We start from the raw sequence: 24,305 nt of genomic DNA, 5'->3' as shown, positions 1-24,305 counted from the left end.
CAGGCATTGTAAAAAGCCGCGCTGCGACTGGCCTGAGACAGTGTCCAGGCGCAACCGGGAAAATTTCTTAGTTTTGCCTCACTCGGGGTAAAAAGGAGAGACAGGTCACGCTTCGCTGGCGGTTCTGGGTGTCTGAGCGTTTAAAAATGGCAGCAGCAGCAGCGCGGAAATGCCGGCGGCAATAGCGATGACTACGAAAAAACCGCTCCAGTGCCAGATTTCCATGACCTGCGCCAGCGGCCAGCCGGACAGCGACGCCCCGAGATAGGCAAACAGCCCGACAAACCCGGTTGCCGCGCCCGCCGCTTCTTTGTGGGAACACTCCGCCGCCGCCATGCCAATCAGCATCTGGGGGCCAAACACAAAGAAACCGGTGGTAAAGAAGCAGGCCGCCTGCATCACATAGCTGGCGAAAGGCATCAGCCACAAACCGCCGACCGAGAGCAAAATACCGGCGGCGAAAATCAGGTTCATCGGTCCACGGTTGCCGTTAAACAGCTTATCCGAGCCCCATCCCGCCACCAGCGCGCCAATAAAACCGCCCAGTTCGAACATCGTTACCGCCGAATTAGCGGTCACCAGATCGACGCCCAGCGTCTCCGACATATACAGGTTGCCCCAGTCGTTAATCGCCGCCCGCACCACGTATACCAGCACGTAGCACAGCGACAGCAGCCAGATATAGGGATTGAGCAGTACGTATTTGGTAAGAATCTCTTTACGCGTCAGACCCGCCCCCTCCTGCTGCTGGGCAATCTCCAGCTCGTCATGCCGCCAGTCGCCCACCGCAGGTAGCCCGACGACCTGCGGCCGGTCGCGCAGTCGCCAGCAGAGGAACAGCCCGGCGAGAATCGCCAGCATCCCGGCAATCATCATCCCGGTACGCCAGCCGTAGCGTAGCGCCGCCGCGCCGACCACCATCGGAATCAGCGCCCCGCCGACGTTATGCGCGGTATTCCACAATGCCCACCAGCCGCCGCGCTCGGTTCGCGAATACCAGGCCGTCAGCAGACGGGCGCACACCGGCGACCCCCAGCCCTGGAAAAAGGCGTTCAGCGCCCACAGCAGGGCGAACGCCCATAGCGAGGTGGAGAAGCCAAACAGAATATTGACCACGCCGGTGGCGATAAGGCCCAGCCCCATAAAATAACGAGCGTTGGAACGGTCGCTGACGATGCCGGAGAAAAACTTCGACAGCCCGTAGGTGATGTAAAACAGTGTCGCCAGCAGGCCAATATCGCTGCGGGTCAGGACGTTGCTGGCGAGAATTTCCGGCACCGCGGCGTTAAAGCTTTTGCGCGTGAAATAAAACAGGGCGTAGCCCAGCCAGATGGTCAGCAGAATATGACGCCGCCAGTAGCGATAACGCTCATCCAGCGCCTGCTTATCGGTAACCGGCGCGGCATCGGGCGGGGATTTCAGAAAGCTCAGCATCATGACTCCTCAAACATAACGGCGCGGCAGGCTGACGCAGACACGGGTGCCGTGCGTGCAGGAGATAGTGAGCGTACCGCCCAGCGCCGTCACGCGTTCGCGCATACCGGTCAGGCCAAAGCCCTGCTGCCCGGTACCCGGCGGCAGCCCGCAGCCATCATCCTCAAGTACCAGCATCAGCCGTTGATCCTGCTGCCAGCCCTGCAGCGTCACCGCGCTGGCGCTGGCATGTTTGACGATATTATTCAGCCCTTCCTGACAAACGCGGAACAGCGTCACGCGCTGGTTTTCGCTCAAGGCGGCCTCATCAATGCGCCAGTCGAGATGGCTGATGATCCCGCGATCTTCCAGCTCCATTTCGCGCATCAGCGAACGTACCGCCTGTTCAAGGGTCAGATCGTCGAGCTGACGCGGGCGCAGACGACCCAGCAGCCGACGAACCGAGTCGTAAACCCCTAGCGAAAGCTGCTCAATCAGCTGACCGCTCTGTTTCACGCCGCCGTTTTCCGGCGCCAGACGCTGCACAATCCCGGCCTGGGTGCGAATCGCGGTGATGGTCTGGCCAATATCATCATGCAGCTCGCGCGCCACGTCCCGGCGCACGCTCTCTTCCGTTTCCAGCAGCCGCTCCGCCAGCCGCCGGTTACGCGCCAGCTCGCTTTGCAGCGACTGGTTCAGCTCGCGCAGACGCTGAATTCCGGCGCCCAGCAGCAGCCCGGTCAGGCTCTGCGCCAGCAGTGAGAGCAGCAAATCCACCGGATGATCGTGCCAGGTCTGGCTGGCGATTAACGCGATAGCGTTCATCAGCGCGGCGATCAGCGCCCCCTGCCAGCCGTAATGCCAGGCTAAAGCGATGATCGGCAGCGCCAGGCAGAAAGGGGTAAAACGCGAGAGCTCGGCGGGCAGTCCCAGCTGTAGCCAGAGGCTGACGGTAAACAGCAGCAGATACCAGATAAGATGCCGCCCTCGCCAGTTGACCGGCTGTGAAACCAGCGATGGCCCCAGCGGTCGCCAGACGGTGCTGGTGAGATAGTGCCAGATAACCAGGCAGGTCGGGGCCAGCGTCAGGCCGCCGGTTAACGTCAACAGCAGCGCGTTCAGTCCGTCGCTCCCTTCGCTCATCCACGGCAGTGATTGCAGCAGCGCGGCGGCAATCAGCGCCCCGCCCTGACGCAGCAATGTGAGCCAGTCGCGCTGGTGACGATAGCGTGAAATGAGCGCCACCGGCAGCAGCGCCAGCACGCTACCGATCATCAATATTATCGGATGCGCCAGCGCCACTTCCTGCGCCAGCCAGAAGATCAACAGCCATTCAGCGCCCAGTAACACCGGCCAGTAGCCGCGCGGACACTGCAGCATCAAACCCAGCCGCAGGCCAAAGGGGAACAGCAGGACGGCAAGATCCGGTCGTTCGACCAGGTGCAGGCTGATGCTCCACAGGCAGAACCACGCGGCGGAGAAAATACAGAAGCAGCCAGCCACCGAAAGCAGCCGGGAGAGGAACGGTCTCATTGCCAGCTATCGAACATACGCCGCGCCAGCTCAACATCGTTGCTGACGCCCAGCTTTTCCAGCAGATTGGCGCGATGCACGTGTACGGTTTTTGGCGACAATGCCAGCTCAGCGGCGATCTCTTTCACCGCCATCCCCTGCGCCAGCTTTTCTGCGACCTGCCGCTCGCGGCGGGTGAGCGGATCCTGGCGGCCTGCCGCCAGCTTCATGGCGATATCCGGCGTCAGGTAACAACCGCCGGCCGCCACCGTTCTGACCGCGGCGATCAGCTCATCCGGGCTACAGCGTTTGGAGAGAAAACCGCGGGCGCCGGCATTCAGCGCCTGTTCCACCAGCGCCGGACTGTCGTGAACAGAGAGCATGATGGTCGCCATGCCTTTAGGCAACTGGCTGAGCAGCTCAAGTCCTGACATATCCGGCATCGAAATATCACAAATACAGACCTGCACGCCGCGCCCGGGCAGCCCCGCCAGCGCTTCGCAGGCGGAACCAAATTCGGCAACCACCTGAAAGTCGGCTTCCAGCCCCAGCAGCTGCGCAAAACCGGAGCGGACGATAAGATGATCGTCGATAAGGGCAATGGTGGTCATGGCGTTTCCTGGCGGGTTAAAAAACGCGCTTACCTTAACGATATAAACGGCATCCTTCAAGCGGCGTCTGCGCTGGTGACATCTGCTTCCCCCAGCCACTGACTTAAGTCAGTAACCGGGGATTCTCAGACTTGCCGCCTTGATGCCACTTGAATGATTTTGTTTATCGCGCGTTGTTGTTCAATCCTTGAGCAGGATTATCCGCCTCAGGCGATACCGGTGGTCACCGTGAAAGTCCGGGTTTGCTGCGGCGCCAGTGAAATCAGGCTGCCATTACGCTGAGCCGCCAGGAATCCCTCGGGCCGACAGGTGGCGGGCAGCGCGAAAGCAGCAACCTGCTGATCGCCGTTATAGAGGATCCAGCGGGTAACATAATTGAACTCGGTGCTGGAGAACCGCGTAACAAACGTGGTGCCATCCGGCGCTATCATGCGAAATTCCGGGCTATCGGTGTAGCGATCCAGCTGATCGGCAAAAAAGACGATTTCCGGGTCGTAATATTGAGGCTCGCACAACGCGGTCAGCGAGGCTTCGCCTTGCAGGAGACGCTGATTGAACGCCAGCCACGATTCCGTCGGCTGCACGTGGGCAGGTACCGATTCGCGCAGCGAGAGCGCTTCGTCAGGGATATTCTGGCTGAAGGTCGCCTGCGCCACATAGGCATAGTTCATATGGCACATGTACTGCAGCGGCATGGCGACAGAGGCAAGATTGGTCACCGCCATCTGGATATCAAACAGCGCGCTGGCTCGCCGTAAGGCCACCGTCGGCCGCGCCTCATAGTGATGACCAAAGCCCATCACGTATTCATAGCGCCCCGCCACGCGCAGGCAGTCTGCCTCCAGTTCAAGCCAGGCTTCATCCATGGCCGCACAGGCCATTTCACCATGCAGCGGGTGAGTATCCTGCGGCGACGGACAGCCGTTCGCCAACAGCCCTGAGTGGAAAGCGAAACAGCCATAGGTGGCCACCACCTCCGCTGCCGGCTTCGGCTCGCTGAACATATTGCGCATGGTCAGATCGCGGCCATCAAACTCAGCATCCCAGATCATTTGCCCCAGCCAGGGCAAAATCACCAGATAACCGCGCGCGTTTTCCACCCGCAGCCCCTCTACGCCGCTGGCATAGCGGAAAGCCGTCACCGTGAAGTCATCATTCGCCAGCAGCGTGCGCGGTTGCTCGCTAAAGAGCTGGCGCCATAAAGGTAAGCGTGTCGTCATGATCGTTCTCCTCAGGATGCCGTCGCTTCAGTCAGCGCCCGGCGAACTTTGCATTCGCGCCAGAAATAGATGCCGACATAGATGAAGCACAGCATCGGTACCAGGAAAGAGACCTGCAGCGAGTGGAACATATCGGCGACAAAGCCCTGAATCGCAGGGACGACGGCGGCACCAATAATCGCCATCACAATGACCGCACCGGCCATTTCAGTGTGTTCGTTATCCACCGTATCGAGCGTACCGGCATAGATGGTTGCCCAGCACGGTCCGAACAGCACGCTCACCAGCACCGCCACGTAGACCGCGCTAAAGCTCGGCGCCAGCGCCACATACGCAAGGAACAGGGCGCCGATAACCGAGTAGAGAATCAGCACCTTTTCCGGCGTGAAGCGGGTCATTAAAATGTTGGCGATAAACTTGCCAATAAAGAAGCAGGCAAAGCTGTAGACCATAAACGTTGAGGCATCACGCTCGTTGATATCACCCAACTCCAGCGCAAGGCGAATGGTGAACGACCAGACGGTAACCTGCATACCGACATACAGGAACTGGGCGGCAATTCCGCGACGAAAACGTGCGTTGGTAGCCAGGTAGCGCAGCGTGTCGGCCGCCGACGGGCGTTTATGGTTCGCCGTCTGCGCAACTTTACAGGTCGGGAAGCGCGTCAGCAGGAACAGCACCATGACCACCACCAGCACCATGATCATGTACTTGTAAGGCTCAAGGGTGTTTTCCAGCATCAGGACTTTAAAGTTATGGATCTGCTCGGCATTCATACCGGCCATCTGTTTTTCCAGACTTTCGCCATCGGAAAAGACCAGATATTTACCCAGCAAAATACCGGCTGCCGCGCCAATCGGATAAAAGGTCTGGCTGATGTTCAGGCGCAGCGTGGCATGGCTTTTCGGGCCGATCATCGAACTGTAGGTGTTCGCTGCCGTCTCAAGAAAGCTCAGGCCGATGGCAATCGCGAAAATCGCGGCCAGGAACATGGTGTAGGTTGCCATGTGCGAAGCCGGGAAAAAGAGCGTGCAGCCGACGATATACAGCGTCAGTCCGGTGAGAATAGCGACCTTATAGCTGGTGTTTTTAATCACTAACGACGCCGGGATCGCAATTAAAAAATAACCGCCATAAAATGCGCTCTGGACCAGCGCGGAGGCAAAGTTACTTAATGCAAACACGCTTTTAAACTGCGTAATTAAAATATCATTTAAGGCCGCAGCACATCCCCATAAAGGGAATAAGCAGGATAACAAAATAAACTGGAACAGAGGTGTTTTGTTCAGATAGCCGTCAGGCATCTGAATGATGTTTTTATCGTTCATAGTGCTACCTTTTACAGTGCAGAGTGATTATTCGTTTAACGACAGATATTCATTAAACTGCTCGATACTGGGATAAGACGATTGCGTGCCTTTCCCCGTGACGCTAAAGGCGGCAAAGAGAGCGGCTTTTTTCATGGCGGATTCAACATCTCCGCTCTGGACGTAATAGTGAGCAAAACAACCGATAAAGGCATCGCCTGCGCCGCTGGTATCTACCGCGCTGACTTTAAATGCCGGGACATGCACTTCCTGAGTGCGCGTCATCCACAGCGCGCCCTTCTCACCCATGGTCACAATAATATTGTTGAGGCCTTTTTCAACGAGGCTGCGGGCGGCGGCACGAATATTATCGTAAGTATCAACAGGCAGGCCGGTTAATATTTCCAGCTCGGTCTCATTGGGAACAAAGAAATCACATTTACAGGCATAAGACATATCTAATTCGCGCAACGCGGGCGCCGGATTTAATAACACTTCAATACCGTGCTTTTTACCAAATTCGATAGCGTGGTAAACCGTTTCCAGTTGAACCTCAAGCTGCAACACAATCAGCTGGCATTTTTTTAAATCCTCGGCGGCGCGATCGATATCTTCAGGAGAGAGGAACTTGTTGGCGCCTTTAATAATAAGAATGCTGTTGCTGGAGTTGGCATTCACAAAGATCGGCGCCACGCCGCTGCTGGTACAGGGGACTTTCTCAACATAAGTGGTATTGATGCCCCAGGACTCAAGATTGCGAATCGTGTTATCCGCAAAGATGTCATCTCCCACCTTGGTCAACATCAGCACTTTCGAATTAAGCTTAGCGGCGGCAACGGCCTGGTTGGCCCCTTTCCCGCCGCAGCCAATTTTGAACGCCGGCGCCTCAAGGGTTTCCCCCTCTTTCGGCATCTGGTTGGTATAGGTGATGAGGTCCACCATGTTGGAGCCAATAACCGCGATATCCATTTTACTACCTCTCAGAAACAATCACACAACAATGATATTATCGTAACATTATCATGTTACTTTAGTACCATTTGTGACCATGATCGCGATTGCAGTATCATTTCTTGTTTATTTATCATCCAGGAAAATGTGGGCAATCGAGAGGGAAAGAAAAATAAAAATCAAAAACAACAAGATAAGAAACTGAAAATAAAGAGATTATATTAATAAAAACGAGATCGGTCAGACTTTTAATTCTCAAGGGGCCGCAGTATAGTAATGTGAATGCATAATGTTTCAGCAGGGACAAAAATGTTACCAAAGGAACATTTGCCAAATGAATTGCGGAGAGTGTGAATGGAGACCAAGCAAAAAGAACGTATACGTCGTCTGATGGAACTGCTGAAGAAAACCGACCGAATCCATCTTAAAGACGCCGCGCGTATGCTGGAGGTCTCTGTGATGACGATTCGTCGGGATCTCAGCCAGGAAAACGACGAACCGCTGCCGCTCACGCTATTAGGCGGCTACGTGGTGATGGTCAACAAACCCTCATCGCCTTCCGTCACGCCAGCGCTGGCGACAAAACCGGCCCATCATCGCGACGAACTGCCCATTGCCATCCTCGCCGCCGGCCTGGTCAGCGAAAACGACCTGGTCTTTTTTGATAACGGCAGCGAAATGCCGCTGGTCATCAATATGATCCCCGATGACATTACCTTTACCGGTATTTGCTATTCACATCGGGTGTTTATGGCCTTAAATGAAAAGCCCAATGCCACCGCCATCTTATGCGGTGGCACCTATCGGGCGAAGAGCGATGCCTTCTACGATACCGGCAACCCTTCGGCGCTGGATTCACTCAATCCGCGTAAAGTGTTTATCTCCGCCAGCGGCGTTCACGAACATTTTGGCGTCAGCTGGTTTAACCCCGACGACCTCGCCACGAAACGTAAAGCGATGGATCGCGGCCTGCGGAAAATCCTGCTCGCGCGCTACGCGCTGTTCGACGATGTTGCGCCTGCCAGTATTGCGCCGCTGCCGGCATTTGATGTGCTGATCAGCGATCGCCCGTTACCGGCAGACTATGCCACGCACTGCCGGAACGGGTCGGTAAAAGTCATCACGCCGGACTCTGAAAGCGAATAACTGAGCGTCATCCCACCAGGCGTAGATTGTTGCAGCCAGTCTGGACGCGGGCAGCGCGGAAAAACCAGAGCGTACACGCAGTACGTGCACTGCCCATGGCCAAAATGGCAAATAAAATAGCCTGATGGGGCAGGCTCTTACTCAAAGAAGACGGCAATTTTATTAAACATGGAAGGATCGGACTGATTACGCGCCACCTTCTCCACATCTTCCAGTTTTTCAATCTGACTGATCATCTGCCCCAGCCGCTGGTCATCGTTCACCAGCAGCCAGATGCGGCTGTGGTTGCTGTTCTGAATCGGCAAACAGAGAATGCCTTCCACGTTGAACGCGCGGCGGGCAAACAGGCCACAAACGTGGGTCATCACTCCCGGATGGTTGCGAACGGTGAGTTCCAGAATAACGTTGTCATGAGTCTGCTGTTGCATGGTTTATTCCCCCACCATTTCTGTATTTGCCGCTCCCGGCGGAACCATCGGATAGACTTTTTCTTCCGCATCAATACGCACATGAATCAGCGCCGGACCGGGACGATCGATGATCGCCTGCAGCGCCGCCTGCGGGTCAGCTTCGTGATTTAAATCGCAGGTTTGCAGACCAAATCCGGCGGCGATCTGCATAAAGTTAATCATTCCGGGATAGGTGGCAGCAAATACCCCCTGCTGATAGAACAGGCTCTGTTGCTGATAGACCAGCCCCAACGCTTCGTTATTCATCAGGATGATTTTCACATCCAGCTGGTTTTCTGCCGCGGTAGCCATCTCCTGAATGTTCATCATCAGGCTGCCGTCACCGGAGAAGCAGATGACTTTGCGCTGTGGATTAGCCAGCGCCGCTCCGACCGCTGCCGGCAGACCGAATCCCATGGTTCCCAGCCCGCCGGAAGTCAGCCATTGACGCGGGCGATTCAGCGGATAAGCCTGCGCGACCCACATCTGATGCTGACCGACATCGGTGGTGACGATCGCCTCATCATTGACGCAGGCGGCAACGGCGTTGATCAGGCCGTAATGGGTGAGCGGGTCGCTCTCCTGCGGAATCGGGGACGGAAACTCACGCTGCAGATCCGCCACCATCTGGCGCCACTCGTCGCGCGGCTGGGCGGCGACCTGCGGCGTCAGCTGCGCCAGAACGTCGGCCACATCCCCTTGAATCGCCACGTGCGGCTGCTTGATTTTACCCAGTTCGGAACGGTCGATATCAACGTGAATAATTTTCGCGTTCGGGCAGAACTGCTCGGTTTTACCAATCGCCCGGTCATCAAAACGCGCGCCTAAAACAACCAGTAAATCAGCTTCTTGCAGAATAAAGTTGGTGCTGCGCGCGCCGTGCATACCCAGCATGCCCAGCGACAGCGGATGCGCCTTCGGCAGCATCCCCAGCGCCATCAGGGTCATGGTGGTAGGCAGGTTCGCTTTTTCCGCCAGCGCACGCACCTGCTCAGGGGCGTTAATCACGCCGCCGCCCAGATAAAGTACCGGGCGCTTAGCCGCATTGATCATGGCGGCCGCGTCGTGGACGCTGGCGCTGTCAAATGTCGGCGGTGCGGTGCGCGCACCCGGCTCCGGTAACGCCTCCAGCTCGATGGTCGCCGTCTGCACATCCTTAGGAATATCTATCCACACCGGACCCGGGCGGCCGGACTGGGCGATGCGAAAAGCATCGCTCATCACCTGCGGCAGTTCAGCAATATCGCGGACCAGGTAGTTATGTTTGGTGATGGGGATAGAGATACCGTAGGTGTCGACTTCCTGGAACGCATCGGTCCCGATCATCGATGCCGGAACCTGACCGGTAATGCACACCAGCGGAATCGAGTCCAGACGCGCATCGGCGATGGCGGTGATCAGGTTGGTGGCGCCCGGGCCGCTACAGGCCATACAGACCGCCGGTTTGCCCTCGGTACGCGCCATCCCCTGAGCGATAAAGCCCGCGCCCTGCTCGTGACGCGCCAGAACGTGGCGAATCTGCGTGCTTTGGCTTAATGCGTCATAGATGGGAAGGATAGAGCCGCCCGGGATGCCCGCAACGGTCGTGATCCCCTGGCGTTCCAGTAAATGAATAACTAACTGTGCGCCGGTAAAGCGCATTTTTTCTGATGTTGTGCCCGAACTTGCCATGCTCCAGTCCTTTTATTTTGAGCCGACTTACCGGGCGAGGGTCGAAAAAAAACCCCGCTCGGTTTGCGCCGGCGGGGTTTGGAATCGTGTTGTTCCGGACCCTACGGCGCATTGCCGACGACGACCACCACACGCACGACGACCACCGCGGCAGGCGCGGTTTTTAGTAGAGTCGAAGTCAGAATGGAAGCGTTCATTAGGGACCTGTTGTGTCGAAAATTTAACTGAATTTATACAAACACAGCCGCCGCCATTAAACAACGGATTTATTTTCATCCACGAGGATTTGTGTGAAGGATCACAATTTCTTACCGGTCGAAAAAAACAAAAAACCCCGCCGGAGCGAGGTTTTTCTCAGCATGTTTACGGCTGGTAACCGCAAGTACACTGTATTACGTCAACGCTGAAAGTATACGCGCGCGCAGGCGTTCACGCAATTTTCACCCCGGTTTTTGCCAAAGTAGAGTATGGATGGCGAGCGCAATTTTGTCGAGAAAATACTGTTTATATATACAGTATTTGTTTATACTGAAAACGTTCACGTTGTGTCATTCGGGGCCGCATGTATCACCGGCGCAATAAAGTCCTGGCTGAAACGGGTGGTGCCGTCAGCGCCTTAACCCCGAGAGAGCACACTGTGTTACGTCAACAAATACGCTAATGTCTTCTGGGCACGGCAACGTGTCCCGGTAGTCGGCGTATACCCTGGCTGGCAACAGGCGGCGGAAAGGTACGCCAGCCGGTCGTGCTCCTGTACCAGAGGAGACGCGTATGGGTGCCATGGATATTATTGTTCTTATCCTGAAACTCATGGTTGCCGTGTTGCAACTGCTTGATGCTGTCCTGAAACAGCTGCGCTGATTCAGGTTCAAGTCGCACCTGAGAGGGGCGGGAAACCGCCCCTCTACAGGCGGTTCCCATTAACCTTATGCTGACTTGCTGGAGAAAATCATGCCACCGCTGTTGATTGCCGCCACGACCCCCGACGACCCCGGGTTTCTGGCTTTGCGCAGTGAAAGCCTCGCCCAACATTTCAATATGCTGCGCCGCCTGGCGGAGAACTGGCAAAGCGGGAAAAACCGCTTTAGTGCGCCGGGTGAAAAACTGCTGGGTGCCTTTGTCGGCGGGCAGCTGGTGGGAATTTGCGGGCTGAATGTTGACCCCTTCAGCCCGCAGCTGCGAACCGGGCGCATCCGCCATTTATACATCAGCGACGCCTTTCGTCGGCGGAATATTGGTCAGCAGCTGCTGGTGGCCGTCATCACCCACTCCGGCACCTGGTTTGATTTTCTCAACACTCACGCGCCGCCGTCGGCGTGGCCGTTTTATGAATCGCTTGGATTTCGTCCGGTTTATGATGAGCCGCGGGTCACTCATCGCCTGTTCTGCTCACTTTAAGCGCGGCTGGCCGGGTGAAAATACCCGTGTTACAGTTCCAGGACCCGGCTACTCACCAACACACCTGCCATGACGATAACCGTTTTCTGCGTTCTGCTGTTCGCCGCCCTGCTGCATGCCAGCTGGAATGCTATCGTCAAAGCAAGTGGAGATAAGCTGTACGCGGCGATCGGCGTGAGCGGCTCCGCCGCGCTGACCGCCCTGGTTGCATTGCCTTTCGCGCCGCAGCCCTCCCTGGCCAGCGTGCCGTATCTGGTGCTTTCCAGCGCACTGCAGGTGGTGTACACCGTTCTGGTCGCCAAAACCTACCAGGTCTCCGACATGAGTCAGACCTATCCACTGATGCGCGGCACCGCGCCGCTGCTGGTGGCGGTGATTAGCGTCGCATTCCTCGGCGATACGCTGTCGCCGCTGGCATGGACAGGGATTGGCGTAATTTGTCTGGCGATCCTCGCCATGGCCTGCAACGGCCGGACCCGCTCCGGCTACGGCATCACCCTCGCGCTGATCAACGCCTGTTTTATCGCCGGCTATACGTTGGTTGATGGTACCGGCGTGCGGTTGTCGGATACGGCGCTGGGCTACACGCTATGGTCCTTTTTTATGAACGGCTGCTGTCTGCTGAGCTGGTCGATGATCTATCGGCGCCAGGAAGCCAGCCGCTATCTGCGCCAGCACTGGAAAAAAGGCGCCATCGGCGGCCTGAGTACGATGGGATCATACGGCCTGGCACTGTGGGCGATGACCCAGGCACCGCTGGCAGTGGTAGCCGCGCTGCGAGAAACCTCGATTTTATTCGGCGCCGTCATCGCGTTGGTGCTGCTCAAAGAGAAGCTTATCGCCCTGCGAATCGTCGCCGCCTGCGGCATTGCGGCGGGGGCTATTCTGCTGCGTCTGTCCTAACGCAGAATGGCAACATTTGTTGCCGATTATTGTTTACAAAACCTGCCTGAAATCCCTCTCCAATCATCGTCATATAGTTGTACTGTCATTTTTATGTGGTAGATTCCTCCAGCATTTAAGGGGTGTGCCAGTCACATATTCTTAATTTACCTATACTCACAAAGTATTCATCGACATGAAACGGCATAAGAACTTCACTTTGTTGTTGATGCTGGTACTGCTGGTGGCCGTTGGCCAGATGGCGCAGACCATTTATATCCCGGCGATCGCCGACATGGCTATCTCGCTGAACGCCCGCGAAGGGGCCGTGCAGAGCGTAATGGCGGCCTATTTGCTGACCTATGGCGTCTCTCAGCTCTTTTATGGCCCGCTGTCTGACCGCGTAGGAAGACGTCCGGTGATCCTCATCGGGATGTCTATCTTTATGCTGGCGACGCTGGTTGCTATCACCACCCACAGCCTGACGGTGCTGATTATCGCCAGCGCCATCCAGGGTATGGGAACCGGCGTCGGCGGAGTCATGGCGCGCACGCTGCCGCGCGATCTGTATGAAGGTGCCCAGCTCAGGCATGCCAACAGCCTGTTAAATATGGGCATTTTGGTCAGCCCGCTGCTGGCGCCGCTGATTGGCGGTATCCTCAATACGCTGTGGAGCTGGCGCGCCTGCTACGCTTTCCTGCTCATTTTGTGCGCGGGCGTAACCTTTAGCATGGCGCGCTGGATGCCTGAAACCCGTCCGGCTGGCGCACCGCGCTCCCGGCTGGCGACCAGTTACAAAACGCTGTTCGGCAATACCGCGTTCAACTGCTATCTGCTGATGCTGATTGGCGGCCTCGCCGGCATCGCCGTGTTCGAAGCCTGTTCCGGCGTGCTGATGGGCGCCGTGCTGGGCTTAAGCAGCATGGCGGTGAGTATTCTGTTTATTCTGCCCATCCCGGCGGCTTTTTTCGGTGCCTGGTTTGCCGGACGCCCGCATAAACGCTTCCCGACCCTGATGTGGCAATCGGTGATTTGCTGCCTGCTGGCGGGCATTATGATGTGGATCCCTGGCCTGATGGGCATCATGACCGTCTGGACGCTGCTGGTGCCCGCGGCGCTGTTTTTCTTTGGCGCCGGCATGCTGTTTCCGCTGGCGACCAGCGGCGCGATGGAACCCTTCCCGTTCCTTGCCGGGACGGCAGGCGCGCTGGTGGGCGGCCTGCAAAACATCGGCTCCGGCGTCCTGGCCTGGCTCTCGGCGATGATGCCGCAGACCGGTCAAAGCAGCCTGGGGTTATTGATGATGCTCATGGGGCTGCTGATTCTGCTGTGCTGGCTGCCGCTGGCTTCGCGCTTCAGCCGCCACCAGCAGCCGGTTTAAGCACCGGAGTCTCCCCGGATAGCGGCCTGCGCCTTATCCCGCGTCCGGGGAAAATCATTGCGCCAGACTTTGTAGCCAGTGAATAAAGGCGTCTATTTTCGGCCACTGGCGCCCCGCTAACGTGGTCACATAGTAGTGCTGGTGGCATTTCAGCGTCATCTCGCCAAAGGGCGCAATCAGCTCTCCGCTCGCCAGACGCTTTTGAACCAGCCGCTTACGCCCCATCGCCACGCCAACATGATTCATGGCAGCAATCACCGCCAAATCTGAGCGATCGAAACCAATACCCGACGATTGCGGCAAGTTAACCCCAAAGTGCTGCGCCCAACTAAACCATTCGTCGGTGCCAGAATCATTGCTCCAGGCCTGGCGATCGTGCAGCAGGGTGCAATGTTGCAGATTGTCGGGATGTTGCTGGAGCTGATGCTGTCGGGCATAGTCCGCCGTGCAAACCGGGACGATAGCTTCATCCATCAGATAATGGTGGGTTAATTGCGATGAAGGCAGATCGTCGAAATAGAGCGCCAGATCGATACCCGCTCGCTGCATATTCACGTTATCGTTACCGGTCAGAACAGTCAGCGATATCGACGGATAACGGCGGGTAAAGTCCCCGAGCGCCGGTACCAGCCAGCACTGGGCGATCGACGGACGTGAGTAGACGGTCAGCGTACCTGACAGCTCCTGGTTTTTGATATCCAGAATCTCCTGGTTCAGACTGTCCAGCGAGGATTTCAGCGCCCAGAACACCCGCCTCCCCTCATGGGTTAACTCCACTTTCCGATGAGAGCGTACAAAAAGCTGAATACCCAGCTCTTCCTCCAGCTGATTCATCCGGTGGCTCACTGCGCTGGGGGTCAGCGACAGCTCTTCCGCCGCCAGCGCGAAAGATTCATGCCGTGCGGCGACCTCAAAGGTATACAGCTTTGACAACTGCCAGCCGTTGAGCAGCCGGTTGCCTATCTCTTTAGCGACATCCATCGTTCGGTTCCCCTGATTTTTTACCGCTGATTGTAAGAAAAATGGTCACCCGACATGGGTTTAAAGATGAAAAAAAGTGACTCATAATGCAAATAAAAGCCATTTTTAGACTTTAATCACCATTTTGATTCAATCTAATTCACCTTAAGCGCCATTTATATCGTTTGTCAGCCGGTGTCGTTTTTCTGTTCAATAACCCCATCTTATTCACGGGCGAGGTGGGGTATGGAATCTCAGATTTGGGTTGTGAGCACGTTATTAATCAGCATTGTGTTGATTGTTTTGACTATCGTAAAACTGAAATTTCACCCCTTTCTGGCGCTGCTGTTAGCCAGTTTCTTCGTCGGCGCAATGATGGGGATGAGCCCACTGGACATGGTCAACGCCATTGAAAATGGGATCGGTGGAACCCTCGGTTTCCTGGCGGCAGTGATCGGCCTCGGCACCATTCTGGGCAAAATGATGGAGATTTCAGGCGCCGCCGAACGTATCGGCCTGACGCTTCAGCGCTGTCGCTGGCTGTCGGTCGATGTGATCATGGTACTGGTTGGCCTGATTTGCGGGATTACGCTGTTTGTCGAAGTCGGCGTCGTGCTGCTGATTCCGCTGGCCTTTTCTATTGCCAAAAAGACCCACACCTCTCTGCTGAAGCTGGCGATTCCGCTGTGTACCGCGCTAATGGCCGTGCACTGCGTGGTACCGCCGCACCCGGCGGCGCTGTTCGTCGCCAATAAGCTGGGCGCCGATATCGGTACTGTGATTGTCTATGGTTTGCTGGTCGGGTTGATGGCCTCACTGGTTGGCGGCCCGCTGTTCCTGAAGCTGCTGGGCAACCGCCTGCCGTTCAAAGCGGTTCCTGCCGAGTTCGCCAATCTGGACGTTCGTCAAGAAGAGACGCTGCCGTCGCTCGCCGCCACGCTGTTGACCATTTTGCTGCCGATCGCTCTGATGCTGGTGAAAACCGTCGCCGAGCTGAATATGGCCAAAACCGGCACGCTGTATATGCTGCTGGAGTTTATCGGTAATCCGATTACCGCCATGTTTATCGCCGTCTTCGTGGCTTACTACGTCCTCGGCATCCGTCAGAATATGGGCATGGCCACGCTGCTGACCCATACCGAAAAGGGCTTTGGTTCTATTGCCAATATCCTGCTGATTATCGGCGCAGGCGGCGCGTTCAACGCGGTCCTGAAAACCAGCGGCCTGGCTGATTCGCTGGCGGTTATTCTCTCCGGTCTGCATATGCACCCGATTCTGCTGGCCTGGCTGGTGGCGCTGATTCTGCACGCGGCGGTGGGTTCTGCCACCGTTGCCATGATGGGGGCCACGGCCATCGTGGCACCGATGCTGCCGCTCTACCCTGGCGTTAGCCCGGAGATCATCGCCATTGCCATTGGTTCCGGCGCAATTGGCTGCACGATCGTTACTGATTCCCTGTTCTGGCTGGTTAAACAATACTGTGGTGCGAGCCTGAGTGAGACGTTCAAATACTATACAACGGCAACATTTATCGCATCCTTACTTGCACTAGCCTGCACGTTCCTGCTTTCTTTCATCATCTGAGCGCAAAGAGACGTAATATGAAAAACGCTGACATGACCACTTTACTTGCCCGGTTTCCTCTGCTGAAGGATCTGGTTGACCTGAAAGAAACCACCTGGTTTAACCCGGCAACCACTTCGCTGGCGGAAGGTTTACCGTACGTTGGCCTGACGGCTGACGATGTTCAGGACGCCCGTGCCCGCCTTGAGCGCTTTGCGCCGTATCTGGCGCAGGCATTCCCGGAAACCGCCGCCACCGGTGGGATTATTGAATCCGAACTGGTCGCTATCCCGGAAATGAAAGCACGGCTGGAGCAGGCGTTTGCCCGGCCCGTCAGCGGCGATCTGCTGCTGAAAAAAGACAGTCATCTGCCGATTTCCGGCTCCATCAAGGCCCGCGGCGGTATTTACGAGGTGCTGACCCACGCCGAAAAGCTGGCGCTGGAAGCGGGGTTACTGACTACCGAAGATGACTATCGCAAGCTGCTGACCCCGGAATTTAAGCAGTTCTTTAGCCAGTACAGCATCGCCGTCGGCTCCACCGGCAACCTGGGGATGTCGATTGGCATCATGAGCGCATGTATCGGTTTTAACGTCACCGTGCATATGTCTGCCGATGCCCGGGCATGGAAAAAAGCGAAGCTGCGCAGCCACGGCGTAACGGTGGTTGAATACGAACAGGATTACGGCGTCGCGGTCGAGCAGGGGCGTAAAGCCGCCGAAGGGGACCCCAACTGCTTCTTTATCGATGATGAGAACTCGCGCACGCTGTTCCTCGGCTATGCCGTCGCAGGCGAGCGCCTGAAAGCGCAGTTTGCCCGCCAGGGACGTGTGGTCGATGCCGATCATCCGCTGTTTGTCTATCTGCCGTGTGGCGTCGGCGGCGGCCCTGGCGGGGTTGCGTTTGGTCTCAAGCTGGCTTTCGGCGACCATGTACACTGTTTCTTTGCTGAACCCACGCACTCTCCTTGTATGTTGCTCGGCGTCCATACCGGCCTGCATGATGAAATTTCGGTCCAGGACCTGGGTATTGATAACCTGACTGCCGCCGATGGCCTGGCCGTGGGTCGGGCTTCCGGATTTGTCGGCAGGGCCATGGAGCGTCTGCTGGATGGCTTCTATACCCTCAGCGACCAGACGATGTACGACATGCTGGGCTGGCTGGCGAAAGCTGAAAATATCCGCCTGGAGCCGTCCGCGCTGGCCGGTATGGCCGGACCGCAGCGCGTTTGCGCCAGCGAGGCATATCAGCAGATGCACGGCTTCACGGCCGGCCAAATGGACAACGCCACGCATCTGGTCTGGGCGACCGGCGGCGGCATGGTGCCAGAGGAAGAGATGGCGCAATATCTGGCGAAAGGGCGTTAATACCACGGGCTCAACGGCGAATGATAAGCCGTTGGGCCCGCTTTCCGCTATGTCACATTCTGCAGAAATAACGCGATCTGCCGCAGGTGCGTAGCCGCAAACATGAGCGATAGCGAAAGGACGGCGACGGCAATGAAAAACTTGTCACGTATCGCCTGTGGCTGAACAAAATCATTTTCGTCAACATCCATCAGATTACGGCGCCGCGTATAGCCCCAGAGCACAATAGCCGCTATTGCCAGTACGCCAATCGATAGCCAGAACAGCACCCCCGCGCTATGCCAGTTATGTTTGATCGCCAGCGCCATCAGCGCCGCGTAGCCCAGCAACGTTCGAAACCAGGCCAGCGATGTCCGCTCCGGCTGCAGCCCCGGATCGCTTTCCCGCCGCGCCCGGCGCCTATCCGCCATAGAGCACCAGCGCCATCACCACCCCCACCACGATCATCAATAAGACGCTAATGACCAGCAGCGTTCTGGTATAAGGCAGATCCTGCTTCAGGCGCATCGCTTTTTCGTTACTCAGCCAGCGCAGGTAGCCATAAATTGCCAGGCCGCCGGCAAACAGACATAGCAACAGCGCCAGCACTTCGCGAATCAGCGGCGTGGCAAAATCCGGCGCCAGCTGATCTAAGCCAACCCCGGCGGCAAGAAAACCTAATGCCGTGCGGATCCACGCCAGAAAAGTACGTTCGTTGGCCAGCGAGAAGCGGTAATCCGGCGCTTCGCCGACGCGAGAAATTTTCATCAGGGTTCCTTGTTCGTAGCGCGAGCAGGCTTCAGCATAGCGTAATTTGTTACGAACAGGGGAGCAGCGAAAGAACCGGCACCCGATGGATGCCGGTTGAGGCGAGGATTAATGCAGTTCCGGCCAGTAGTCTTTGTTGGCTTCAATCAGGTCGTCAAGAATCGCTTTCGCGACGGATGCGCTCGGCACGGTTTTCGACAGCGTAATCGCCTGCCACAGCTTGTGATAAGAGCGATGTTCCCAGGCATCCACCACCAGTTTCTCCACCGCCACCTGCTGGCTCATCATCCCTTTCTGGAAGTTCGGAATATCGCCGACCGTCAGCGGTTCCGGCCCGTTATGGCCAACCAGGCACGGAATTTCCACCATCGCATCAGCGTCAAAATTATGGATAGCGCCATTGTTCGGTACGATCAGCAGCATGCGCTCCTGGGTGTTGAAGGCAATGGCGGTGGCCAGATCCACGATGTATGAAGCGTGCTCATCGATCTCCAGATCGCCGGCAGAAGATTTACCCGCGGCAATAATTGCCCGACAGGCGCTAAAGACATTTTTCTCGCGGTGATCCATGACCTCGTTAGCGCGGGTACGCGCCGGGTTGGAGTGCTCGACGACGTAATCCGGGAACAGGTAATACTTCAGGTAGGTGTTCGGCATGGTATCCGGATCCAGCGCCTGCACATCTTTCGCCTTGGCAAAGGTATCGTTCCAGCTGGCTTCAGTATGCGGATCGTTAGAAGGCGGCACATAACCATATTTCGCTACATGTTCGCGCAGTTTCGGCATCAGATCGTTACCCTGCAGATCCTCAATCGACGTCCACCAGCCGAAGTGGTTCAGCCCGTAGTAACGCACCCGCATCTGTTTACGATCTTTGAGGCCGACAATTTGCGCCATGCGCCCTTCAATGCCGATCGGCATATCGCAGATATTGAGGATTTTCGCATTCGGACGCAGGCGGCGTGTGGCTTCTGCGACGATTGCCGCCGGGTTGGAGTAGTTCAGCATCCAGGCGTTCGGCGAATATTTTTCCATATAGTCCACCAGTTCCAGCACGCCACCGATAGAGCGCATGCCGTAGGCGATACCGCCAGGTCCGCAGGTTTCCTGACCCAGCACGCCGTGGCGCAGCGGGATTTTTTCATCTTTTTCACGCATCGGATATTTGCCAACGCGGATATGCGCCATAACAAAATCCACGTCGGTAAAGGCCGCCTGCGGGTCGGTGGTATAGCTGAACTCAATTTCCGGCGCCTGCTCTTTAAGAATCACTTTACACGCTTCGGCGATGGTCTCCTGACGCGCGCCGTCGTTGTCATAAAATTTCAGTGCCCGCAGCGGGAAACGGTCCTGGTTTGCTAACAACATCAATACGATACCTGGTGTGAATGTACTGCCGCCGCCTGCGATAACAACTGAGAACTTTTTCATGATACTGCCTCCGTCATGGTGGTTTGTTCGGTCTGTAGAGAATTTTTCATCAGGGATTCCAGCTGGTCGCGAACCTGGGGAACATGCAGGCCCACGATGACCTGAATCCCGTTACCGCGACGCACCACCCCGTGAGCGCCCAGCGCTTTAAAGACGTCGTCGCTTTGTGTTTTCGCCATATCGACCAGCGTGATGCGAAGCCGTGTGGCGCAGTTGTTGACGCATTCGATATTGCTTGCGCCGCCCAGCGCCTGCAGAAAGCCTGCGGCCTGGCCTAATTTCGACTCTGTGGCACCCGCGGCGCTGGTTTTACCGCGCGCCGCCTGATAATCCGCTTTGCTGTAGAGCTTGATTTCACTCTCTTCGCGGCCCGGAGTTTTCAGATTCAGACGCAGGATCAGGGCGCGGAAGATAACGAAGTAGATAGCGGTAAAGCACACCCCGATACCTATCTGGATGAACATCATCGAGGCGTGGTTGTGAAACATGGGGATCCAGTTTTGCGGCAGGAACTGGTCAAGCAGGCCACCGCCGAAGTTGCCGACGACCCCGCACATATACATCGCCGTCGCCATCGTCGCCGCCAGTACCGCGTGCACGGCAAACAGCAGCGGGGAGATAAACAGGAAGGTGAATTCCAGCGGTTCGGTAATCCCCACCAGCATGGCGGTCAGCGTCGCCGGGATCAGCAACCCGGCCACTTTGACGCGGTTTTCCGGCGCGGCGGTGAAATAGAGCGCCAGCGCAATCCCGACCGAACCAAAGACCTTGGAGTTGCCGTGCAGGGCGAAACCGCCTTCCGGGAACAGGGCTTTCAGCGGTTCCGTACTCTGGCTGAACTCCTGCAGATGCTGTGCCCAGTAGACCTGGATACCGCCTTCCACCACCGCCGGGCCAAAAATAAACGGTCCGTAGACAAAGTGATGCAGGCCAGTGGGAATCAGAATGCGCTCAAGGAAAATATAAACCCAGACCCCTAGCGCTCCGGCAGAGCGTAAAAAAGCCTGCAGCGATTCAATGCCCATCTGCACCTTTGGCCACCCCAGCAGCGTTAACCAGGCGCAGGGGATCATCGCCAGGAAGGCAACGATAACGACAAATGAAGAGCCCTGGAAAATACCGAGGAATACCGGCAGCGGTTTATCAAAATAGCGGTTATGTAGCGCGGTGACGATCCCGGAAATCACGATCGCACCGATGATACTGGTATCCAGCGTTTTAATGCCGGCAATCATCGTCAGGCCACTACCGGCGGTGGGGTCGGCAGAAAAATCGACGCCGAAAAAGTGGCCCCAGGTCATGCCCATGGCGTTGATGAAGTAGTTCCACGTCAGGAAACTCACCAGCACGGCAAGGCAAGCTCGTCCCTGCGCCTGTTTCGCGAGGCCAATCGGTAAGCCGACGGCAAAAATCAGCGGCATGTTACGAAATACCGTCCAGCCGCCTTCTTCAATAATGTGAACAATCTGGGCAAATAAACTATCAGGTGCTGTCAGCGCTTCGCCGACAAACATCGGGTTGCGCAGCATAATGGCAATACCCACCACGATCCCGGCGAAAGGAAACAGTAAAACCGGGGTAAACATGGCACCGCCAAAACGTTGTATTTGACTGAGCATTTTAAAATCCTCATTTAACAACCAGTAGGGTAAGAGGCCTTATTTGTCTTGAGTATCGGCCTAAAGCGAGAATAGGAATTTACCCGTCCGACAACATGCGATGGCGTTGCGATTCGTGATCGCTTTCATGGTTTTAATTTCCACAATGTTGTCTACTTTTTTAAGTAAAAATAGACATCATGAATTACACTGATTAAAACATCAGGGTGAATTAATCATATCTTTATGTATTTAAAGTAATTATTAATAACACCCTTTGGTAACAATGCCTTTTGAAAAGTGGAACAGAGGTCTACTGGTGATCTATAAATCCATCGCAGACAGATTGCGCCTTCGGCTGAATTCCTCCGATTTCAATGTCGGCAGCCCGCTGCCGGGAGAGAAAAAACTGGCAGAAGAGTTCGGCGTGGCGCGGATGACAATCCGCAAAGCTATCGAACTGCTGATTAGCTGGGGGCTGGTCGTTCGCCGCCACGGATCCGGCACCTTTGTCGCCCGTAAAGATGTGCATCACGAGACCACTAACCTCACCGGTCTGGCGGAAGTGTTACGCAAGCAAGGTAAAGAGGTGGTCAGCGAGGTGCTGATCTTCGAAGTCATGCCGGCGCCGCCGGCAATTGCCAGCCAGCTACGGATACAAATCAATGAACGGATCTACTTTTCACGCCGGGTGCGTTACGTGGACGGCAAACCTCTGATGCTGGAAGACAGCTATATGCCGGTCAAACTGTTCCGTAACCTGTCGCTGGTGCATCTGGAAGGGTCAAAATTCGATTACATTGAGAAAGAGTGCGGGATAACCATTAGCGGTAACTATGAAAGCCTGACGCCGGTGCTGGCGGACAAGCAGCTGGCCCGGTCAATGAATGTGCCGGAACAGACGCCGCTGCTGCGGATTACCTCGCTTTCCTACAGCGACAGCGGTGAGTTTCTGAACTATTCGGTGATGTTCCGCAACGCCAGTGAATACCAGGTGGACTACCATCTGCGGCGCGTCCACCTGGAGACGCCGTTAACTCATCCCCCAGAACAACACGGCCAGTAGCTGCGGCGTAATGATGCGCAAAAACATCACCAGCGGATAGACCGTGGCATACGAGAGCGCCGCGGCTCCGCTGGTGGCATGCAGATTGTTGGCGAACGCCAGTGCCGGTGGGTCGGTCATCGACCCGGCCAGCATGCCGCACAGGGTCAGGTAGTTCATCTTCAGCAGCAGCCGCGCCAGAATGCCTACCGTTAGCAGCGGAATCGCGGTAATAAAAATGCCGTAGGCAATCCAGCTCAGCCCGTCGCCTGCGGTCAGCGTTTCGACAAAATCACCGCCGGACTTCAGCCCGACGACCGCCAGAAAGAGCACAATCCCCAGCTCACGCAGCGCGAGGTTGGCGCTCGGCGGCATAAACCAGTAGAGCTTCCCGATACTGCCGATTCGCCCGAGGATCAGCGCCATAATCAACGGGCCACCGGCCAGCCCCAGCTTCAACGCCACCGGGAAGCCGGGAACAAACAGCGGGACAGAACCCAGCAAAACCCCCAGGCCAATGCCGATAAACACCGGCAGCATCTGAACCTGCTGCAATTTTTGCTGTGCGTTACCCAGCTCGGCGGCAACCGCATCAATGGCTTCCGGACGGCCAACCAGGTTAAGAATATCACCGAATTGCAGGCTGGCATGACTGCTGGCCACCAGCTCAACCCCGGCGCGATTAAGCCGCGAAATCACCACGTCATAACGCTGTTTAAAATGTAGGTCGCGGATCCGCTTACCTAATACCTTCTCATTGGTGACCACTACCCGCTCAACTTTCAAATCGGTGCCGCGGGTTGAAAGCGAGGTGGAAACTTCCTTACCGATAACCAGCTGCGCGTTGTGCAAATCCTCCGGGCGCCCGACCAGGTGCAGGAGGTCGCCGGTTTGAATTAAGGTCCCCGGAGCCGGCACCATCAGCAGATCATCACGTTTGAGACGGGAGCAAATCAGCTTATCGCTGTTGAGCATCGGCACGTCCTGAATCGCCATATTGTTCAGGTTCGGGTTTTCAACCCGGACGTTAATCGTTTGCAGAACCGCGTGTCCGTTCCCGCTGCTCTCATCAAACTGCTGAGCCTCTTTTTCGACGTTAACGCGAAAGAACAGACGCACCAGCCACATGGTCAGCAAAATGCCGCAAATACCAAACGGATAGGCCATGGCATAGCTCATCCCCATCTGATCGACAACGTCAAACGGTACGCCAAGATCGCGCAGAATTTGCTGCCCGGCCCCCAGCGCTGGCGTATTAGTGACTGCGCCAGAGAAAATACCGAGCACCACCGGCAGCGGGATATCAAAGAGCTTATGCAGCACTGCGGTCACCAGCCCCCCAAGGATGACAATCAGGATGGCAAAGAGATTGAGCCGTAGCCCGGAGACGCGCAGCGAGGCGAAGAAACCCGGCCCCACCTGGATGCCGATGGTATAGACGAAGAGAATCAGGCCAAATTCCTGAATAAAGTGCAGCATCGGGCTGCTAAGCGCGATACCCGCCTGGTCCACAAAGTGGCCAACGATAATGCCGCCAAACAGCACGCCGCCAATGCCAAACCCGACGCCGCGAATTTTGACATTGCCGATCCACAATCCGACTACCGCCACCAGCGCCAGAACGCTAACGGTCAATGCTATATCACTCATCGT

22 protein-coding genes and 1 pseudogene are annotated in these 24,305 nt (G+C 56.4%); 8 read left to right on the top strand and 15 right to left on the bottom strand.

What is annotated here, in order from left to right:
- Positions 1–105: 105 nt before the first annotated feature.
- The 6 genes from uhpC to rbsK form a co-directional block, all read right to left on the bottom strand.
- A complete protein-coding gene (uhpC, locus tag AC007G_RS13695) occupies positions 106–1,434 on the bottom strand; it encodes an MFS transporter (protein WP_099973104.1) in 1,329 nt (442 codons plus the stop codon).
- A 9-nt stretch (positions 1,435–1,443) separates the two neighbouring features.
- Positions 1,444–2,925 carry a signal transduction histidine-protein kinase/phosphatase UhpB gene (gene uhpB, locus AC007G_RS13690; RefSeq protein WP_162180058.1) on the bottom strand — a complete coding sequence of 494 codons (1,482 nt, stop codon included), beginning with the start codon at positions 2,923–2,925 and terminating at the stop codon, positions 1,444–1,446.
- 17 nt (positions 2,926–2,942) lie between these two features.
- On the bottom strand, positions 2,943–3,536 hold the full coding sequence (gene uhpA, locus AC007G_RS13685; protein WP_134934850.1) for a response regulator transcription factor UhpA: 594 nt from the start codon (positions 3,534–3,536) through the stop codon (positions 2,943–2,945).
- A 206-nt stretch (positions 3,537–3,742) separates the two neighbouring features.
- Positions 3,743–4,756, bottom strand: a complete 1,014-nt coding sequence (locus tag AC007G_RS13680; RefSeq protein WP_032690186.1) for an aldose 1-epimerase family protein — start codon at positions 4,754–4,756, stop codon at positions 3,743–3,745.
- 11 nt (positions 4,757–4,767) lie between these two features.
- The gene (gene fucP / locus AC007G_RS13675; protein WP_032697056.1) at positions 4,768–6,084 is read right to left on the bottom strand and encodes an L-fucose:H+ symporter permease; all 1,317 of its coding nucleotides are present in this window, start codon (positions 6,082–6,084) and stop codon (positions 4,768–4,770) included.
- A gap of 27 nt (positions 6,085–6,111) precedes the next feature.
- Complete coding sequence (rbsK, locus tag AC007G_RS13670; RefSeq protein ID WP_004869105.1) at positions 6,112–7,032, bottom strand: ribokinase; 921 nt, start codon at positions 7,030–7,032, stop codon at positions 6,112–6,114.
- A 336-nt stretch (positions 7,033–7,368) separates the two neighbouring features.
- Here rbsK and AC007G_RS13665 point away from each other — a divergent pair, with 336 nt between their 5' ends.
- Positions 7,369–8,160 carry a DeoR family transcriptional regulator gene (locus AC007G_RS13665; RefSeq protein WP_032690184.1) on the top strand — a complete coding sequence of 264 codons (792 nt, stop codon included), beginning with the start codon at positions 7,369–7,371 and terminating at the stop codon, positions 8,158–8,160.
- Positions 8,161–8,297: 137 nt separating this feature from the next.
- Here AC007G_RS13665 and ilvN read toward each other — a convergent pair whose 3' ends face one another.
- The 3 genes from ilvN to ivbL form a co-directional block, all read right to left on the bottom strand.
- Positions 8,298–8,588 carry an acetolactate synthase small subunit gene (ilvN, locus tag AC007G_RS13660; RefSeq protein ID WP_004869110.1) on the bottom strand — a complete coding sequence of 97 codons (291 nt, stop codon included), beginning with the start codon at positions 8,586–8,588 and terminating at the stop codon, positions 8,298–8,300.
- A 3-nt stretch (positions 8,589–8,591) separates the two neighbouring features.
- Entirely contained in the window at positions 8,592–10,280 is a 1,689-nt protein-coding gene (gene ilvB, locus AC007G_RS13655; RefSeq protein ID WP_032690183.1) for an acetolactate synthase large subunit, read from the bottom strand.
- A 101-nt stretch (positions 10,281–10,381) separates the two neighbouring features.
- Entirely contained in the window at positions 10,382–10,477 is a 96-nt protein-coding gene (gene ivbL / locus AC007G_RS13650; protein WP_004869113.1) for an ilvB operon leader peptide IvbL, read from the bottom strand.
- A 549-nt stretch (positions 10,478–11,026) separates the two neighbouring features.
- On the opposite strand from ivbL, the pseudogene tisB reads away from it, so the two are divergent.
- The 4 genes and pseudogenes from tisB to emrD all read left to right on the top strand — a co-directional run.
- Positions 11,027–11,141, top strand: a pseudogene (gene tisB, locus AC007G_RS13645) (type I toxin-antitoxin system toxin TisB); the annotation flags it as partial.
- Positions 11,142–11,231: 90 nt separating this feature from the next.
- Positions 11,232–11,678: a GNAT family N-acetyltransferase gene (locus tag AC007G_RS13640; RefSeq protein WP_032690182.1), complete on the top strand. Its 447-nt coding sequence runs from the start codon at positions 11,232–11,234 to the stop codon at positions 11,676–11,678.
- A 69-nt stretch (positions 11,679–11,747) separates the two neighbouring features.
- Positions 11,748–12,581, top strand: coding sequence for a DMT family transporter (locus AC007G_RS13635; protein ID WP_032690181.1), 834 nt, complete (start codon positions 11,748–11,750; stop codon positions 12,579–12,581).
- Between the two features lie 175 nt (positions 12,582–12,756).
- Positions 12,757–13,941, top strand: coding sequence for a multidrug efflux MFS transporter EmrD (gene emrD / locus AC007G_RS13630; RefSeq protein WP_004869124.1), 1,185 nt, complete (start codon positions 12,757–12,759; stop codon positions 13,939–13,941).
- A 54-nt stretch (positions 13,942–13,995) separates the two neighbouring features.
- On the opposite strand, the gene dsdC is transcribed toward emrD, so the two are convergent.
- Complete coding sequence (dsdC, locus tag AC007G_RS13625) at positions 13,996–14,922, bottom strand: DNA-binding transcriptional regulator DsdC (protein WP_015585471.1); 927 nt, start codon at positions 14,920–14,922, stop codon at positions 13,996–13,998.
- Positions 14,923–15,147: 225 nt separating this feature from the next.
- On the opposite strand from dsdC, the gene dsdX reads away from it, so the two are divergent.
- Together dsdX and dsdA are read left to right on the top strand one after the other, a co-directional pair.
- Positions 15,148–16,485, top strand: coding sequence for a D-serine transporter DsdX (dsdX, locus tag AC007G_RS13620; protein WP_032690180.1), 1,338 nt, complete (start codon positions 15,148–15,150; stop codon positions 16,483–16,485).
- A 17-nt stretch (positions 16,486–16,502) separates the two neighbouring features.
- A complete protein-coding gene (dsdA, locus tag AC007G_RS13615; protein ID WP_047663636.1) occupies positions 16,503–17,831 on the top strand; it encodes a D-serine ammonia-lyase in 1,329 nt (442 codons plus the stop codon).
- Positions 17,832–17,878: 47 nt separating this feature from the next.
- Here the strand turns inward: dsdA and AC007G_RS13610 are convergent, their stop codons facing one another.
- From AC007G_RS13610 to AC007G_RS13595, 4 genes are all read right to left on the bottom strand, one after another.
- Complete coding sequence (locus AC007G_RS13610; RefSeq protein ID WP_032697060.1) at positions 17,879–18,241, bottom strand: DUF202 domain-containing protein; 363 nt, start codon at positions 18,239–18,241, stop codon at positions 17,879–17,881.
- Positions 18,231–18,578: a YidH family protein gene (locus AC007G_RS13605; RefSeq protein ID WP_032690177.1), complete on the bottom strand. Its 348-nt coding sequence runs from the start codon at positions 18,576–18,578 to the stop codon at positions 18,231–18,233. The genes AC007G_RS13610 and AC007G_RS13605 overlap by 11 nt, the downstream gene beginning before the upstream one ends.
- A 108-nt stretch (positions 18,579–18,686) precedes the next feature.
- A complete protein-coding gene (locus tag AC007G_RS13600; protein WP_004869142.1) occupies positions 18,687–20,009 on the bottom strand; it encodes a 6-phospho-alpha-glucosidase in 1,323 nt (440 codons plus the stop codon).
- The gene (locus AC007G_RS13595) at positions 20,006–21,628 is read right to left on the bottom strand and encodes an alpha-glucoside-specific PTS transporter subunit IIBC (RefSeq protein ID WP_136895362.1); all 1,623 of its coding nucleotides are present in this window, start codon (positions 21,626–21,628) and stop codon (positions 20,006–20,008) included. Before AC007G_RS13595 ends, AC007G_RS13600 begins: the two co-directional genes overlap by 4 nt.
- A 298-nt stretch (positions 21,629–21,926) precedes the next feature.
- Between AC007G_RS13595 and AC007G_RS13590 the strand changes: the two genes are divergently transcribed.
- Positions 21,927–22,673, top strand: a complete 747-nt coding sequence (locus AC007G_RS13590) for a GntR family transcriptional regulator (protein WP_032698487.1) — start codon at positions 21,927–21,929, stop codon at positions 22,671–22,673.
- Here the strand turns inward: AC007G_RS13590 and AC007G_RS13585 are convergent.
- Positions 22,641–24,302 carry a putative transporter gene (locus AC007G_RS13585; RefSeq protein ID WP_032690176.1) on the bottom strand — a complete coding sequence of 554 codons (1,662 nt, stop codon included), beginning with the start codon at positions 24,300–24,302 and terminating at the stop codon, positions 22,641–22,643. The genes AC007G_RS13590 and AC007G_RS13585 overlap by 33 nt on opposite strands.
- Between the last annotated feature and the right edge of the window lie 3 nt (positions 24,303–24,305).

The organism is Klebsiella sp. CSG-1, assembly GCF_056521145.1.
The sequence above is the reverse complement of the archived record's forward strand: the minus strand, read 5'-3'. Positions and strand labels throughout refer to the sequence as shown.

What these genes read in the sequence shown, in the direction of transcription:
- uhpC (WP_099973104.1), bottom strand. Translation starts at nt 1,434, where the DNA reads ATGCTGAGCTTTCTGAAATCCCCGCCCGATGCCGCGCCGGTTACCGAT.
- uhpA (WP_134934850.1), bottom strand. Translation starts at nt 3,536, where the DNA reads ATGACCACCATTGCCCTTATCGACGATCATCTTATCGTCCGCTCCGGT.
- AC007G_RS13680 (WP_032690186.1), bottom strand. Translation starts at nt 4,756, where the DNA reads ATGACGACACGCTTACCTTTATGGCGCCAGCTCTTTAGCGAGCAACCG.
- fucP (WP_032697056.1), bottom strand. Translation starts at nt 6,084, where the DNA reads ATGAACGATAAAAACATCATTCAGATGCCTGACGGCTATCTGAACAAA.
- rbsK (WP_004869105.1), bottom strand. Translation starts at nt 7,032, where the DNA reads ATGGATATCGCGGTTATTGGCTCCAACATGGTGGACCTCATCACCTAT.
- AC007G_RS13665 (WP_032690184.1), top strand. Translation starts at nt 7,369, where the DNA reads ATGGAGACCAAGCAAAAAGAACGTATACGTCGTCTGATGGAACTGCTG.
- ilvN (WP_004869110.1), bottom strand. Translation starts at nt 8,588, where the DNA reads ATGCAACAGCAGACTCATGACAACGTTATTCTGGAACTCACCGTTCGC.
- ilvB (WP_032690183.1), bottom strand. Translation starts at nt 10,280, where the DNA reads ATGGCAAGTTCGGGCACAACATCAGAAAAAATGCGCTTTACCGGCGCA.
- ivbL (WP_004869113.1), bottom strand. Translation starts at nt 10,477, where the DNA reads ATGAACGCTTCCATTCTGACTTCGACTCTACTAAAAACCGCGCCTGCC.
- AC007G_RS13640 (WP_032690182.1), top strand. Translation starts at nt 11,232, where the DNA reads ATGCCACCGCTGTTGATTGCCGCCACGACCCCCGACGACCCCGGGTTT.
- AC007G_RS13635 (WP_032690181.1), top strand. Translation starts at nt 11,748, where the DNA reads ATGACGATAACCGTTTTCTGCGTTCTGCTGTTCGCCGCCCTGCTGCAT.
- emrD (WP_004869124.1), top strand. Translation starts at nt 12,757, where the DNA reads ATGAAACGGCATAAGAACTTCACTTTGTTGTTGATGCTGGTACTGCTG.
- dsdC (WP_015585471.1), bottom strand. Translation starts at nt 14,922, where the DNA reads ATGGATGTCGCTAAAGAGATAGGCAACCGGCTGCTCAACGGCTGGCAG.
- dsdX (WP_032690180.1), top strand. Translation starts at nt 15,148, where the DNA reads ATGGAATCTCAGATTTGGGTTGTGAGCACGTTATTAATCAGCATTGTG.
- dsdA (WP_047663636.1), top strand. Translation starts at nt 16,503, where the DNA reads ATGAAAAACGCTGACATGACCACTTTACTTGCCCGGTTTCCTCTGCTG.
- AC007G_RS13610 (WP_032697060.1), bottom strand. Translation starts at nt 18,241, where the DNA reads ATGGCGGATAGGCGCCGGGCGCGGCGGGAAAGCGATCCGGGGCTGCAG.
- AC007G_RS13605 (WP_032690177.1), bottom strand. Translation starts at nt 18,578, where the DNA reads ATGAAAATTTCTCGCGTCGGCGAAGCGCCGGATTACCGCTTCTCGCTG.
- AC007G_RS13600 (WP_004869142.1), bottom strand. Translation starts at nt 20,009, where the DNA reads ATGAAAAAGTTCTCAGTTGTTATCGCAGGCGGCGGCAGTACATTCACA.
- AC007G_RS13595 (WP_136895362.1), bottom strand. Translation starts at nt 21,628, where the DNA reads ATGCTCAGTCAAATACAACGTTTTGGCGGTGCCATGTTTACCCCGGTT.
- AC007G_RS13585 (WP_032690176.1), bottom strand. Translation starts at nt 24,302, where the DNA reads ATGAGTGATATAGCATTGACCGTTAGCGTTCTGGCGCTGGTGGCGGTA.